Origin of the sequence: Candidatus Hecatella orcuttiae (assembly GCF_002009985.1) — an archaeon.
GTDB classification, from domain to species: Archaea; Thermoproteota; Bathyarchaeia; order Hecatellales; family Hecatellaceae; genus Hecatella; species Hecatella orcuttiae.
Genome location: NZ_MTLX02000005.1, coordinates 404,725 through 419,209, shown reverse-complemented (window position 1 = coordinate 419,209; position 14,485 = coordinate 404,725). Strand labels below are relative to the sequence as shown.

Here is a 14,485-nt window from a genome sequence, read left to right as displayed (position 1 = left end):
AGAAAACCCCGAACTCCCGAGGCTCAGGCTGAAAAATAGGGTGAGAGACCCCCTCCCTACTCACAGCCTTTCTGCCGGTGGGCGGTGAAGGCTAGAAGAGGGTTATGAGGGTCTCAGTGTGGGTTACGTTGGGATTCTTCTCGATGACTTGGTAGATAACCTTGGTAAGTTCCTTCAGGTCTTTGGCTTCGATGACGATGACGGCGTCAAATCTGCCGTAGACGGAATCTGCCACCTTCACTCCTTTAACTTTCCTCATGGCCTTAACAGCCTTCAGAACCTCCTCAGAGGTCCCGGGCTTGGCGGTGATCAGGACGTAGGCTCTCATGGGTCTAACCTCCACCATAGGTTCCCTGTCAGAGAATTTAAACAATTAGGGAAGGCTTGAGACTGGCTGCGACTCCACGGATGGAGGGCAGCCTCCTTACGGCTTAACTTTTCATTCCCTTCAAACTTTCGCCTCCCTAAACGGTTAAGTATAAACGTGGAGGTATATCTATGCGGAATAGCTGAACAGGTTTTAAAATGTCCGAAAGATACGGCCTGTCCAGATGGATTTCCAAACGTGCCCAGCAGCGTCTAATTCGAATAATCACAGGCTTAGCGATCGTGCTGGTGGCATGGACGGTTCAAGATGAAGTTGTATGGTTTGCTTTGAACATCATGGAGTTCGGAGAACTCTACATACGCCCCATCTACTTCTCCCTTCTAGGAGGACTGATCCTCGCCCCCATCGTCCTCTTCCGAGTGGACTTCAAACATAGGAGATCCGTCACTTGGTGGGCGGTTCGGCTAGCCCTAAGGGCGATCCGGGAACGCGGCGCCATGGAGGCTGTACCAGCCCACTACATAGACTTCAAAGTTTTCCAGATGCCGAAGTTTAAATTCGCTGCCTGGCAGGCTACCAAAGTTGTAATCGGAATGCTGATGCTCAGAAACCTGTTTCTCGGCATGGCCGTGGCTGGAATGACACAAGGTTGGAATCCTAATCTAGGCCGAATCTGGGAAATTTTCACGCTGCCCTTCGTAGTTTCCCCGGGCAGCTTGGACAGCGCAGCCGCCCAGATGACGGTTATTCCTCTCCTACCCGCTCTGACCCTTGTGGTTAGGCCGGTTCTTTGGGCAGTGGGAGCCCGGCTGATCATCTTGGTAGGCGTAACAGAGATTATTAGGGTTGCTACGCCTTCCGTGAGAGAGTTGGGCGGGGAGCGGCTGCAGTTTCGCTGGCGGGTTTCAACCATCGAAGCGTTGATTGCCATAGCGCTTTTCTGGTCCATGGTCAACGTGTTTTTCTCAGCCTACATCGACTACAATACCAAGTATGCAGTCGGAGGCCTTGGAGCAACCGGTGTGGCGTTCACTCTTTTAGCCTACATGGACCGCGCTAAAGGCAGAGGCTTGAGAGTGATAGCGCCGCGCCCTATTCTTACCCGCTTTCTAGCCATCATCATAATACTGCTGGTTGTAAGTTCCATCATGGCCGTTAACCACAGCATCGCCGACGCTCGAAAGGTTGAGTGGCGGGGCCCCTACACCCTCCAGCAGATTACGGTGAACCGCGAACTCGCGGAGCTGGCTCATCCTCAACGGGGAGTAAGGGAGATACCTTATAACGTCAGCATCGTAACGGTTGCCAGCGACCAGATGGACGCCTATGTCTCAGAGCACAGAAACTTGCTGAGCAAAATACGCCTTTGGGACCGGGACGCTGCCTTCGCAAAGTTGAAGCCTGAAATCGGGCCGATACCCTACCTGGACTATGAGGATTCAGACATCATCCGCTTTCACGGAAATCTCTATTGGAGCGCTTCCATGAAACTCGTCCTGCCTCCCACAGTGCTTCCAGAGGACAGATGGTACAATGAGCATCTTGTTTACACCCACGCCCCCATCGGCTTCCTGCTTTTAGACGGCCATGAAGGCGTGATCGTGGACACTTCGCAGTTCTTCAAACAGCGGAAGATCTACTATGGCGAAGGCGGCCTTTTCAAGGAGGTTTGGGCAGCCTATCCTCTCGAACGCTCGAAAAGCGACGAGTTAGGGGGTCATTTCTACGACCGCGACAAGCCCTCTGCCTATGTGGGCGGAAAGTTAGGGGGGTTGAGTGTTCCGCCGCCTTTAAGCTGGTTTTTCGATTTCATATTTTTCCTATCCTACCGTGACAAAACGATTCATGTGCTCAGGTATAGGGATGTCTATGACCGGATGAGTCTGCTCTTCCCGTATTTCGTGTATGAATGGGGAGCGAGACGGGTGGTCTTATACGAGTGGATGGGGAAGCGTGTGGACATGCTTCCGGTGACAGACGGGGAGCGGACTTACTACCTCATGCCCCTCATCGTCAGCCTTGACACAGGAAAAGTCCCTTGGAGTGTTCGAAACCCTTTCATGAGGCTGGTGGGCTATGCCCTCATCGACATATACACGGGGAGCATTAGGCTGATAGTCCTTGGAGACGACTTTTTCAGCGACCTGTTCCGGCGGACTTACTCAGAACATGTCACCGCAGAGGTGCCTGAGTGGCTTGAAAAGCAGTTAAGATATCCCAAGGAACTTTTCGAGTGGCGGGTGGACATGTACAATACTTACCATGTCACGGACCCCAGAACCTTCATCGAAGCCAAAGAATTCCTCGCAGTGCCTGAAGGGCTGGACACCTACTACATCATAGCTCAGCCTCCGAACTTCGAGGAACCCGAATTTGTCGGCCTCCTCTCCTTGGAACGTCGAGGCGCCATAACGAAGAACCTAGTCGGCTACATCCTAGTGCGAAACGATTGGCCTTACTTGGGTGAGATGCACTACTACCGGGTGGCTGAGGATGCGCCGATAAAGCTACTGGGCCCCTCAGGGGCTATTGAAACACTGGAGAAAGACCCTGACTTCCGCGTTCTAAGAACCCTCCTGCGCGACCCGCGTGTGGGAGACAACATCCTTTACAGGGTAGGCGACCATGACGTCTATTTCATCCCCATCTACACCGCCCCGGCAGCCGGCGAAGCGGTGATCACCGCATTGGGCAAAGTGGCCTGCGTGGGAGCCTACTTCACAGCCGAATATTATGTGGGGCTGGGAGACAGCAGCGAAGAAGCCTTCAAAGCCTTCCTAGCCAAGCTGCCGGGAGCAGAGCAGCCCGTTGTGGTGGAGGAGAAAACCTTGGAAGAAAGAATAGGCGACATATTAGACCTGTTCAAAAGCAACGAGGTGAAGAACATGACCGTCGTGAAGCCTGAGGCGATAAGCCCGGATGTCACCTTCCATGAAGGGGAAACCTCCTACCTCTCCTCAGACCAATGGAGCCTAACTAGGGGGATGATCTTATCCTTCATACAGCAGTGGGGCTGGGATGCGAATAAGGTGCTGATGTGGGTTGAAGACTCCACGGTGAACTTCGGCATCCTGATATCGGAGGGAGGCGTGGTGGAGCTTCACTACATATCCGTCCACCTAGCCTAGCCGAGAACCCATCCCCCTGGGGAGTTGAACTTAATTCTTATATTCATTTTATCCTACACTTAAAGCGTAGCCTGAAGCCCCGGAGCAGATGCCCCGGTTCCCTTACGAAGCAAGGGCGGGTAGGCGCAGCCTGGTGGCGCGTGGCCTTGGTAAGGCTAAGGTCGCGGGTTCAAACCCCGCCCGGGGCTCCAAACTTCAGGTTCGGTTCCTCACCCATTTTACTTATGGGTGCTGGCTGGAGATTAAATTCTTTATAATTTTCTCTTTTAAATGCTGTTGGGCTTAGATTAACAGGTCATAGATGTTTGCTGGAAACTACTAAAACTATGATGATAGAACTATCAATACGCCCTATGGCGGTTGTATTTTGAAAACGCAGGTCTCGTTCCCTGTTGCTTTGCAGCGGATTTCCGAAACTTTTATCTCTTTGCCGACGATTTGGCTTATGACCCCTTCTAGGTAGCCTCTCAAGAAGTGGCAAACAGGTTCTTTGGACCTCTCATGATACTCCGCCTCGAAGCTTTTAGTTATAATAACTTCCGCTTCGGAAGGTTTCATTCTAAATTCCATGTTCCCCCATCCCTCCTTTTGCTTGTAGCTGGTTATGACTTCTAGCAAGCTGGGTCTATTAGGATGTTCATCCAGTAAACGCTTGGTTGAATATATGCCATGGCCTTTTCCCATCTCACTTAAGATTACAACTCCCCCGGAGCCAAAACAGTCCTTTAAAGCCTTCTTGAAATCCATGAAGGCCTCAAGAGGTATGCTGATCGCTTTATTCTCTCTAAAAAGTGAGAAAAACTCGATGATCTCCTGTTCGTATCTTAAATTTTTCATCTTCATTTGCTCGTTACTTTGAATATTGTGAATAATGGAGGTTTTATTCATTTCTAAGACCTATAATCTAATGATTGTCGGATACTCAAAAACTTGTGTTTGTCAGATATCATAGTTACAAGAAAGGGAATGTTTTTCAGCCTTTTAAGATATCTATGATTTCATCAAATCTTCTCGCCACTTCCCTGCCTTTCTCGGTTATGGTGTAGTAGGTTTGAGCTGGCATGGATTCGGTGTTCACTTGACGTGTTACGAGTTTTTCTTCCAGCAGAGAGTTCAGAGCTGAAGATAAAGCCCCTCTGCTTGGAACATGTTTAGCTATGTCCCTATGCCTCACGGAGCCGGCTTGGAATATCAAAATTAGCACAGCTACGGTTGTGGTTTTTCCGATTTTCTCGATCTTCAAATCCAACATTCTCTTATTAAGGGTATTAAATCGGTCATCTGTCATAAAGTAGTGTAACCTTTTTAAGTTACAACATCGATAACAATGTTAAGGACATTATTTTGAGTAAAGAACAAGAAATTGTACAGAACCTAAGCGAGTTCGGCTTATCTGGAAACGACATTAAAGTACTGGTTACACTAATAAAATATAGCTCAGACCTAACCGCAAACCAGTTAGCCCGTCGGGCAGGAATCCCTCGGCCTGAAGTCTACCGCATACTTAAGAAGCTTGAAGGACGGGAACTTATCCAGTCTTTATTGGAACGGCCTAAAAAATTTAAAGCCGTTAAACCTGAGATGCTTGTAGATTGGTTATTAGCGGCTGAAAGAGAAAGAGTGAACAGAATAGCATCTAACAAAGCTAGGCTCGTCGACGCTCTGAAAGCAGTAAGTGAGGAGAAAGAAGAAGAGAGAGAAGAAAGAGAAGGCATACAAATTTTGACTGGAATGAAACAAGTCTATAGTAAAAAGATCGCATTATGTAAATCGGCGGAAAACAAAATAGACTACATGGTGCCAGGGGCAGGTCTTTATCTGGCGGAGTATCATGGTCTCGTTGACATATTAAGAAAATGCTCTCACAGGATGCCGGTGAGGATACTTACGGAGGTTGACGAGACAATCATCCGCGAGGTTGAAATCTGCAATAAGTTTGCAGAGTTAAGACAAATTTCCAGAATCCCCTTTCACACGATGATTATTGATGATAAATGGACCATTGTCGGAATAGCAATAGACATGGAAAGATGGCCATCGAACTCTTGCTGTAGAGATATATGGCTGAACAGCAAAGGTTGGACAAGGCTATACCAAAGATTCTTCGAGGAAATGTGGAGCTCAGCGGACCCCTTTAAACTTGTGGATACCCTGTTAAAAACAAAACTTCCCCCAAAGAGGACGTCAGCCATGAAAGGAGAGACAGGCTTATGGCTTGTAGACGCAGAGTTCAACACTACATATGTCAGCCCAAGGACTGCTGAGATGCTCGGATACACATCAAAGGAGATGGTGGGCAAGAATCTTGAGGAGTTCTGCAGTCAGAGATGGGGAAAAATTCTCCATAGCATAAAAAACAGGCGGAAACATAGGTTCGATGAAGTTCATGAATTTGAGTTCCTGAAGAAAGGAGGAAGCCCTCTGAGAACGTTCATTTACACTACCCCCATCGAAAATCAAGACAACCAGTTCACTGGAGCCGTACTAATCCTGAGAGAAAAAGAGTTGTCAAAAATATAATCGTATTCTTAAGATTAGTCTGCTTTGAATTAATAAAACACCTTCATCAAGCGTTTATCAGCCTTACCCATATTTAACATAATTCTTCATCGATTTCACCGATGCCATTCGGAATCTTGACAGGTTTCTTAAAAACCCTGCATAGCCCCGTAGTCCGTGGTAAATTTAGAGTAGCTGTTTTTCTCTGGCGAAGTTGCTGAGGGGATTCTTTCTTTCGTCGAACCAATCATTCTCAGCCATACGTATACTTTCTTGAGGGGGTTGGAAAGTCTTTTCATTTTCTACTTTTTGGTCGGGAAAAATCTCTGCAGCCTTTCTTCTGGTATTGGACGAGTTATCAAGGAGACTACGACGAATGCTATCAGAGAGAGGACTACACCAATGGGTATGTAGAAGGGATATTCAGGCCATGGTGTAGGCAGGGGGGGCGCCGATTCTCTACCACTAAATTTTTTAAACGGATAATTGGTAATGATAAGATATGGATAGTTATCAGGGGAATATTCTTTGCATAGACTTAACCACAGGGCGAATACTCCGGCAGCCATTGGATTTATCTGTTGCTAGGAGACTGGTCGGTGGAAAAGGGCAAGCAGCAGCGATATTGTATAAGGAGCTACCCCCCAAGGCTGATCCCCTTGGCCCTGAAAACATATTCATATTCAGCACAGGGCCTTTGACAGGTACGCTGGCTCCAGCTCAGAAGGGCATCGTGGTCTCCAAGTCCCCCCTCACGAGAACCTTTTGCGACAGCTATGTTGGGGGCTATTTCAGCCAGGAACTAAAATACGCCGGCTACGATGCCTTGGTGCTCACGGGGAAGGCTGAAAAACTCAGCTACATCTGGATCGACAATGAGCATGTGGAAATCAAAAACGCCAGCCACCTTCAGGGTCTTACCATAACCCAGACCGCCCTTGCCGTCAAAAAAGAGCTCGGCGACAACGAGGTGAAAACAGCGTGCATCGGACCGGCGGGAGAGAGACTTGTCAGGTTTGCGTGCGTCGGCTGTGACTACCGGCAGGCGGGGAGGGGAGGCCTAGGAGCCGTGATGGGCTCAAAGAATCTGAAGGCTGTGGCCGTTCGAGGAACAAAGCCTGTGGAGGTGGCCAATCCAAAGGAATTTGTGAAAGCTGCGAGAAAGCTGCACAAGGCTCTGGTTGAAAGCGAAGCTGTGCGAGCGACGTGGACGGAATACGGAACCGCGGGGTCTGTGGATTTCGCCAACTCTGAAGGTTTCTTCCCGACAAGAAACTTTCAAGACGGAAGCATCCGGGGGGCGGAAAAGCTTTCAGGCAGAATTCAGTCCAAGGCCGTCCGCTTTAGAAAGGTTGCCTGCTTCTCCTGCCCCATTCGATGCGGCCACCTTCTGATGATAAAGAAAGGCCCCTACGCGGGTACCGTGGTGGACGGTGTGGAATATGAAACCACCGGCCTGCTGGGAGCCAACTGCGGCATCACGGATCTGGACGCTGTGGCTTACGCAAATTACCTGTGCGATGAACTGGGGTTAGATACCATATCCACCGGCGGCGTCATAGGTTTCTTCATGGAGCTTTTTGAAAAGGGAATTCTGACCTCGGAGGATTTCCAAGGGGTTAACCCGAAGTTTGGGAACTCCAAAGCTGTGCTTGAGCTTGTTGAAAGAATAGCCCGCCGAGAAGGGATAGGCGACCTGATGGCTGAAGGCGTAAAGCAAGCTTCGGAAAAGATAGGCGGCCGAGCGTTAGATTTAGCTGTCAGCATCAAGGGGCTGGAGACGCCGGCGTGGCCTCCCAGGGGAGCCCCGGGAATGGCGCTGGCCCTAGCCACAGCTGACAGGGGCGGCTGCCATGAGCGGGGATGGCCGATCGCGTACGAGGTTGAGGGAATCCCCGGACCCTCCGGCACCGTGGAGCGGCTTTCGCTCAAGGGTAAGGCTGAAATCGTCAAGTGGGAGCAGGATTGGCTTACGGCTGTTTGCACGCTTCCCTGCTGCGATTTCAGCCGAACAGGCCTTCAACCTGAGCACTATGCGGAGTTGTTGTCGCTGGCCACCGGGTGGAAGGGAGGTGCAGATGAATTTATGAAGCTAGGTGAGCGTGTATGGAATTTGATCCGCATGTTTAACATTCGCGAAGGCTTTACGCGGAAAGACGACTGTTTACCCAAGCGGTTCACCGGGGAACCTCTGCCTTCAGGGCCGGCCAAGGGGCACAAAGTTACCTCCGACGACATGACTAAGCTGCTCGATGAGTACTATGAACTGAGAGGGTGGAACCGAGAAGGCGAACCTACGAGGGAGAAGCTTATCGAATTGGAACTTACCGACCTAGTAACGTGAAGGAGGTGATGCTTATCTCCATCCGCTTGTTGATTGATGGCCAAAAATGCACCGACTGTAAAACATGCGAGCTTATCTGCTCATTCAAAAAAGCCTCAGTGTTTAATCCGAAAGTATCCAGAATCCACATTGCAACAAGCTATCCGCCTACTCTCGTGTATCCTGTTGCGTGCATTCAATGCGAAGAAGCCACCTGTATTCAAGTCTGCCCTGTGAAAGCACTCCAAAAAGATGAGAAAACCGGGGCTGTTATACTCGATGAGGAAAAGTGCACAGGCTGCAAATTGTGCGTTGAAGAATGTCCATACTCGGCGATAAGGATGAATGAACCACGTCGAAAACCGCTGATATGCGACCTATGTCAAGGTTCTCCGGCATGTGTTGAATGGTGCCCCACAGGCGCATTAACAGTTAAAAAACTGGGCGCATAATAATTAGTAAAAGTTCCTTGCCACTTATTATTGAGGCGACATGCTTTTCTCCAGCGAAACTGCCGACAGGAACTCCTTTTCTCGCCGAATTATGATTCTTAACCATATCCGTACTTCCTCGAGAAGACCGAAAACTCGTTTCACTTATTTTTTGATCGAGAAAACTCAACGAGACTATGATGAACACCACTAAATTAGGGGACTACATCGATAAGTATGTAGAAGTGATATTTTCAGGCCGCGGTGTAGGCTAATGAATTATTTGCTACATCCGCGATAACAAGTTGTAAAGTGAAGACAGATGCTAGTGATTTTGAAATAAAGATCCAAAAAGAGGGTGAAACATTATGTTTAAAAAAAACTTTAATATAAAAAAGTAGGGGGTGCATAATTTTGGAACTAGATAAGCTCTATAATGCGATCTTAAATCAAGATGTTGAGGGCGCTGTTAAAATCGCTGAGGCTTGTCTGAAAGCAGGTATTGAACCTTTAAGGGCGTTGGACCATGCCTCTGAGGCTATCAGGCAGGTAGGAGATCTATACGGTAGGTCAGAGATATTTCTTCCACAAGTAGTTCTTTCTGCCGAGGCCATCAAGAAGGTTGCGGACGTTTTGCTTAAAAAAGTGCCTAGGAAGAAAAGAGGTGAAAAAGCCAAGTTCATAATCGGTACAGTTGAAGGCGACATTCATGACATCGGTAAGAGTATAGTGGCCACGATGCTGGAAGCTCAAGGATTCGATGTCATCGATCTAGGTCGAGATGTTGCTGCTGAAAAATTTGTAGAGGCAGTTAAAAAGCACAAACCCGCATTTGTAGGTTGTTCCGCTCTCATGACCACAACCGCCATCGCCCAAAGAGAGGTAATTGATGCTCTGAAGGAAGCAGGAGTTCGTGATGACGTTAAAGTAATGGTGGGCGGAGGAGCAACAACCGAATTGCATGCAAAAGAGATCGGCGCCGACGAATGGGGTGCCGACGCAATGGATGCTGTAGTTAAAGCTAAAAGACTCCTTGCATCCCGCACTTGCCTTCTAAAAAAATGATGCTCACAAATAAAAATAGAAAGGAGGTGAGAACGTATGCCAGAACATTTGACGAGAAGAGGCGATGGTAGACTGATCACCATGACGGGTAAACAGATCAAAGACGACCTAGAATTGGGTTCAAAAGACGCTGCAGAAAGGGCGAAAATACCCGAATTAACCGGCGAAGATCTGGAAACATTATATGAAATTATCATCGACGCCAATAAGGTTGTGGCTGTAAAACATGGATGCGAGGTCGTCCTGTCCGCTGATGCAGGAGGCTCGACTTTCTGGATTGACTCTGGCACTAGTGGATTAGGTATGCCGATTGAACGTTCCATTGCTCAAGGAGCGCTGTCTGAAAGGGTGCTTGGACTTGATATACTACAATTTCCTGAATCGGATGGAAGCTTTAAGCCTGCAAAGGTAATAGTGAGCTATTTGGCGAATGTTATCCACAATACTCTGCACACGTCGATCAGTCCTCTAGAATTCATGGCTATGCCCAACTTAGGCTATTTCTATAAGCCTGATGGTCAATGGCCTGAACCGATCTCTCTGATCAGAGAAGGAAAGAACGACGAAGCGAGGAAATCTATGGAGGGCGCTGCTCGAGAATGTCATGATGCCATAATATATGTAGCTAAACATCTCAGAAGAGTAGGCGTGGATGGAATAAATATCGATACAGTAGGAGCGGCGGGAGATCCTGACTTTTATGCAGCCCTTACGGCTACAGAGTCATTGAAAAAGGTGTACCCCGACCTAGCTGTCCAGATGGGTATGGCTACCGAGGCTGTACACGGATTTCACACGGAATTGAAATATGCAGGAGAACGTTTGGCTGGAATGTGGCCGCATCAACAACTTAAAGTAGCGGAAAAAGCGGGTGTCGACATATTTGGACCTGTGATAAATACAAAACCCCACCTCACTTTCCCATGGAATCTCTCCAGGGCGGTTACGTTTACCAAGGCATGCGTGAGAGAAGCGACTATCCCTGTTCACCCCAACATGGGAATGGGTGTAGGCGGCGTGCCCATGTTAGAAACACCACCGTTGGATACAGTAACTAGAGCGAACAAAGCTATGATCGAGATAGCCGGCGTCGATGGCATTTAGGTGGGTGTCGGAGACTGCATTGGAATGCCCATTGGGCATCTGGTAGCCGGTGGCATAGGCAGCATCAGAACATCAGGCGACCTGATTGGTAGGATGCAGTTGCAAAAGAAAATGAGACTACCTGAAGCGAAGGATTACGTCGCTAAAAAGCTAGGTGTCTCCTCAATAGAGCTTTGTGATGAGTTTACTATGAGAAAGCTTAGGGAAAAACTTGACATCGGTGTTATAACTGGTTTACCGGGTGCAGCGAAAGGACTCGAAGCTAAAGTTAGGATCGCTGAACTGCTCGGCATCAAAATTAATTGTGTAGAACGCCTCGAGAAACTCTCGAAAGTTTGAGCAGTCTCCGACAAATCAAAAATCCTGCCAACACCGCAGGCAGATCAAATGAAATGAAGCTCAGCAATGCGCAGGGTTAACAAATTACCTCCCCCTTTCTTCTTTGAGAGAAATTTAACCAAAAAATTATTCGGAGTCTGTTGTCTATCTTGAAGTTAGGTTTGATATTTTTCTCAATGCTTGTTGTTTAAGGGGAGTTTGTCCATTGACTTATGCCGAGATATGCATCAAGCTGCACAGTTCTAAGTAGAAAATTGATGGTATAGACAAGATAAAAGGCAAATTGGTAAAGAGAGAGCCTATTTTTGTTATGAATAGAAATAAATTAATTGCGGCACATAGACGATGCCTTTTAACTGAAAAATTAAATAAAAGACCCGCCTCTACCCCCTGTCGAAAATGTTAAATAAACATCGATTGTTAAATGAAAACGGTGAATTTACGTGGCATTGGCTGAAGAGGATATATATATTAAAAACACCCCAGCTTCAAAGGCGTTTTTCGAAAAACTATCTCAGATTATTCCTGGAGGAGTAAATACAGCTATCCAATTCTTTAAGCCCTATCCGCTTTACATGGCAAGGGGAAAGGGCGGCAAGCTATGGGACTTAGACGGAAGAGAGTATGTAGACCATTGTCTGGCCTACGGAGCCATGACTGCTGGTCACGCTAACCCCATCATAGTTGAAGCGATAAAAGAGCAGGCGGAGCGGGGGACGTTGCTGGGATTTCAAGGGGAAGGGGCCGATGAATTGGCGAGAGAGATAATGAGAAGGTACCCGTATGTTGAGATGCTCCGCTTTGCGAACACGGGAATGGAAGCAACTTTCTATGCCGTTAGGCTTGCCAGAGGAATCACAGGGAGGACTAAGGTGGTTAAGATGGAGGGCTCCTATCATGGAGCAAACGATGTGCTGCTGATAAGCGATAAACCCAGAAGACGCATCCTGTTAGGATCGATACATAACCCTGCATCCACTCCCGACTCGCTGGGCACACCGAAGGAGAACGTCGAACAGACCTTGGTGGTTCACTTTAACGATGCCGACGGCTTGGAAAGAGTGTTGAAAAAGCATGAAAACGAAGTTGCGGCGATAGTAACCGAGCCTGTGCTTACCAACAGCGGGATCATAACCCCGGAAAAAGACTATTTCAGGGAAGTTAGAAGGCTTTGCGATGAATATGGCATTTTGTTAATATTGGATGAAGTTAAGACAGGATGCAATCTAGCTGAGGGGGGCGGAAGCCAACTCTACGGTATTGAACCCGACTTGGTAACTTTCGCCAAAGCCATCGGCGGCGGATCACCTCTGGCCGCGTTCGGCGGAAAGAGAGAATACATGGAGATGATAACTCCTTTGGGCGGTGTTGTGCACTACGGAACCTATAACGCCAATCCTCTTTCAACAGCTGCAGGCTTAGCCTGCCTGAAAAAGGTATTAACCTCTAATGCCTATGCGAAAATTAACAACCTTGGCGAGGAGTTGTACAAGGGAGTTGTAGACGCCATAGCAGATACAGGTATAAAAGCCGCTGTGGGCAGATGCACCATGATGGGATGCATCTTCTTCGGATTGGACAAGGTTCCAAAAAACTACAGAGAAGCTTCAGCTTGCGACGCGGCGATGTGGAATAAATACTGGATCAACATGTTGAATAGAGGAATAATACCGAGCGGTTCAGCATGGTTTGAGGAGTGGATGGTTTCGGCGATGCATGAGCCGGAAGATATACAAAAGACCATACAGGCTACTTATGACACTCTCAAAAATATACGGGGTTCGTAAACCAGAAACAGCGGCATCGCGACAAGCCTGCTACTTTCTTTGACCGCCCCTTATACAAAGGTCATTTGAATTTTATTCCCAAGTCTTCTAATTCTTTTTTCACTTTCTCGTAGATAGCCTGCCATTCTTTGGAAGGCTGAAGCGTAGTTAAGTCCATACACTCGGTAAAGCTTTTACCAAGAGGCGGTTTTTGAATTTTATCTTCGAACTTTGCTAATAATTCTTTTATCAAGTAATTGGCATTTTCCCTTTTAATTCCAGCCATGGCATGGGCGACTTCGCAGCTGAGCCTAAATTCTAACGGAGAAATGTAATCTTCCTTCCCAGCTCTCAAGGCCAAAGGACCACAGTGAAAATCGTATCCTGCAGCCACCACACTTATGGTTTTCGCTGCCCCCTCATAGAGAAGCATTTCTGTGCAAGGTCCTGCTGCGGCAAAGTGGTAGCAATACTCTATTGCGTTGACGTTCCGGTTCATGGCGTTCAAGAATAAATTAGAGGCCCACATGGTCTTCCTGCCTGAGCTTGTTCCAGACCAAATATCGATTGAGTTACCACCGCTTAGGTCTGCTCCCAGCAACAGGCATTCTATTTCCTGAGCAACTGAGACTAAAGCAGTGCCTTCCGGTCCACCTGCGATTCCGCCTAATAGAGGAGTGGCATCATACATCAGGTTTACGTCGCTACATTTTGAAACGAACCATACTTTCGTCATGATATCGTAGTTGATTTTCAACTCGTTCATGCAGCTTACGAGAAGACAGTCCCCTCTCGTAAATCCTCCATTAAATATAGAAGCGATGAATCCAGCTGGACTTAACCCTGTCATTCCTCCAACAATGGGAAGCCCTTCTTTACCAGCCTTTCTGACTCCCTCCTTGGCCGATATAATTTCATATCTTGATGCAAGAACTTCCAACGGAGAATGCAGTTTTACCTCCATCCCTCCATATTTCGTAATAGTTGGAGTCCAGTAACCTTCTGCTAACGGTTCTTGAACGATGGATTGAGCTATCACGCTAGCCAAGTCCTCTGATATAGGCATTCCGCTGGGGCCGGGAACAAGCCAAGGTATCTTTTTGTCTTCTGCTTTTCTCTCAGTTATTTCTCGGGATCTCTCACCTTGCCCGATGGTTATTTTATTTGGAGCTGCTTTAAGTCCTTCTTTAATTTCATCCTCAGAGAACTTTATCAACCTACCTGTGTCCACACACAGAATACCTACATCACACAGTAACTTTTTCCCCGCCTCAAAAACGTCGTCAGCTAACTTGTCGTCAGTTGGAACGGGCTCTTCCGGATTGTAATTAATATCATATTCCTTTGCTAGTTCTCGAAGTTTTCTGGGCAAAAGCTTTTTGTCGAAATATTCCTCCTCCACTATCGGACCATCTTCAGTCCTCCTATAAATTTCATCTAACGAAAGAATCATATGAGGCGTATCCTCCACTTTTCATAAACACTAATGGAACATAGTTTGT

At 47.7% G+C, this 14,485-nt stretch carries 10 protein-coding genes, 1 tRNA gene and 1 pseudogene; 8 read left to right on the top strand and 4 right to left on the bottom strand.

Annotated features, from left to right (window positions below; translation table 11 throughout):
* Positions 1-91 precede the first annotated feature (91 nt).
* On the bottom strand, positions 92-373 hold the full coding sequence (locus tag BWM17_RS05255) for an Lrp/AsnC ligand binding domain-containing protein (RefSeq protein ID WP_309492893.1): 282 nt from the start codon (positions 371-373) through the stop codon (positions 92-94).
* 152 nt (positions 374-525) lie between these two features.
* Here BWM17_RS05255 and BWM17_RS05250 point away from each other — a divergent pair, with 152 nt between their 5' ends.
* Both BWM17_RS05250 and BWM17_RS05245 read left to right on the top strand, forming a co-directional pair.
* Complete coding sequence (locus tag BWM17_RS05250) at positions 526-3,456, top strand: UPF0182 family protein (protein WP_309492892.1); 2,931 nt, start codon at positions 526-528, stop codon at positions 3,454-3,456.
* Positions 3,457-3,546: 90 nt separating this feature from the next.
* Positions 3,547-3,647, top strand: a tRNA-Thr gene (locus BWM17_RS05245).
* Between the two features lie 160 nt (positions 3,648-3,807).
* On the opposite strand, the gene BWM17_RS05240 is transcribed toward BWM17_RS05245, so the two are convergent.
* Positions 3,808-4,299 (bottom strand): V4R domain-containing protein, encoded by a 492-nt coding sequence (locus BWM17_RS05240; protein ID WP_309492891.1) that lies wholly within the window; start codon positions 4,297-4,299, stop codon positions 3,808-3,810.
* Between the two features lie 130 nt (positions 4,300-4,429).
* Entirely contained in the window at positions 4,430-4,705 is a 276-nt protein-coding gene (locus BWM17_RS05235) for a winged helix-turn-helix transcriptional regulator (RefSeq protein ID WP_309492890.1), read from the bottom strand.
* Between the two features lie 95 nt (positions 4,706-4,800).
* Here BWM17_RS05235 and BWM17_RS05230 point away from each other — a divergent pair, with 95 nt between their 5' ends.
* The 6 genes and pseudogenes from BWM17_RS05230 to BWM17_RS05205 all read left to right on the top strand — a co-directional run bounded on the left by BWM17_RS05230 (position 4,801) and on the right by BWM17_RS05205 (position 13,004).
* Positions 4,801-5,976, top strand: coding sequence for a helix-turn-helix domain-containing protein (locus tag BWM17_RS05230; RefSeq protein WP_309492889.1), 1,176 nt, complete (start codon positions 4,801-4,803; stop codon positions 5,974-5,976).
* Between the two features lie 481 nt (positions 5,977-6,457).
* Positions 6,458-8,299 (top strand): aldehyde ferredoxin oxidoreductase family protein, encoded by a 1,842-nt coding sequence (locus BWM17_RS05225; RefSeq protein WP_309492888.1) that lies wholly within the window; start codon positions 6,458-6,460, stop codon positions 8,297-8,299.
* Positions 8,296-8,730, top strand: coding sequence for a 4Fe-4S dicluster domain-containing protein (locus tag BWM17_RS05220; RefSeq protein WP_309492887.1), 435 nt, complete (start codon positions 8,296-8,298; stop codon positions 8,728-8,730). Before BWM17_RS05225 ends, BWM17_RS05220 begins: the two co-directional genes overlap by 4 nt.
* Before the next feature lie 393 nt (positions 8,731-9,123).
* Entirely contained in the window at positions 9,124-9,774 is a 651-nt protein-coding gene (locus BWM17_RS05215) for a corrinoid protein (RefSeq protein ID WP_309492886.1), read from the top strand.
* 36 nt (positions 9,775-9,810) lie between these two features.
* Positions 9,811-11,217: pseudogene (gene mtbB / locus BWM17_RS05210) on the top strand ([dimethylamine--corrinoid protein] Co-methyltransferase).
* A gap of 443 nt (positions 11,218-11,660) precedes the next feature.
* A complete protein-coding gene (locus BWM17_RS05205) occupies positions 11,661-13,004 on the top strand; it encodes a glutamate-1-semialdehyde 2,1-aminomutase (protein WP_309492885.1) in 1,344 nt (447 codons plus the stop codon).
* 61 nt (positions 13,005-13,065) lie between these two features.
* Here BWM17_RS05205 and BWM17_RS05200 read toward each other — a convergent pair whose 3' ends face one another.
* Entirely contained in the window at positions 13,066-14,454 is a 1,389-nt protein-coding gene (locus BWM17_RS05200; RefSeq protein WP_309492884.1) for a monomethylamine:corrinoid methyltransferase, read from the bottom strand.
* Between the last annotated feature and the right edge of the window lie 31 nt (positions 14,455-14,485).

What these genes read in the sequence shown, in the direction of transcription:
- BWM17_RS05250 (WP_309492892.1), top strand. Translation starts at nt 526, where the DNA reads ATGTCCGAAAGATACGGCCTGTCCAGATGGATTTCCAAACGTGCCCAG.
- BWM17_RS05240 (WP_309492891.1), bottom strand. Translation starts at nt 4,299, where the DNA reads ATGAAGATGAAAAATTTAAGATACGAACAGGAGATCATCGAGTTTTTC.
- BWM17_RS05225 (WP_309492888.1), top strand. Translation starts at nt 6,458, where the DNA reads ATGGATAGTTATCAGGGGAATATTCTTTGCATAGACTTAACCACAGGG.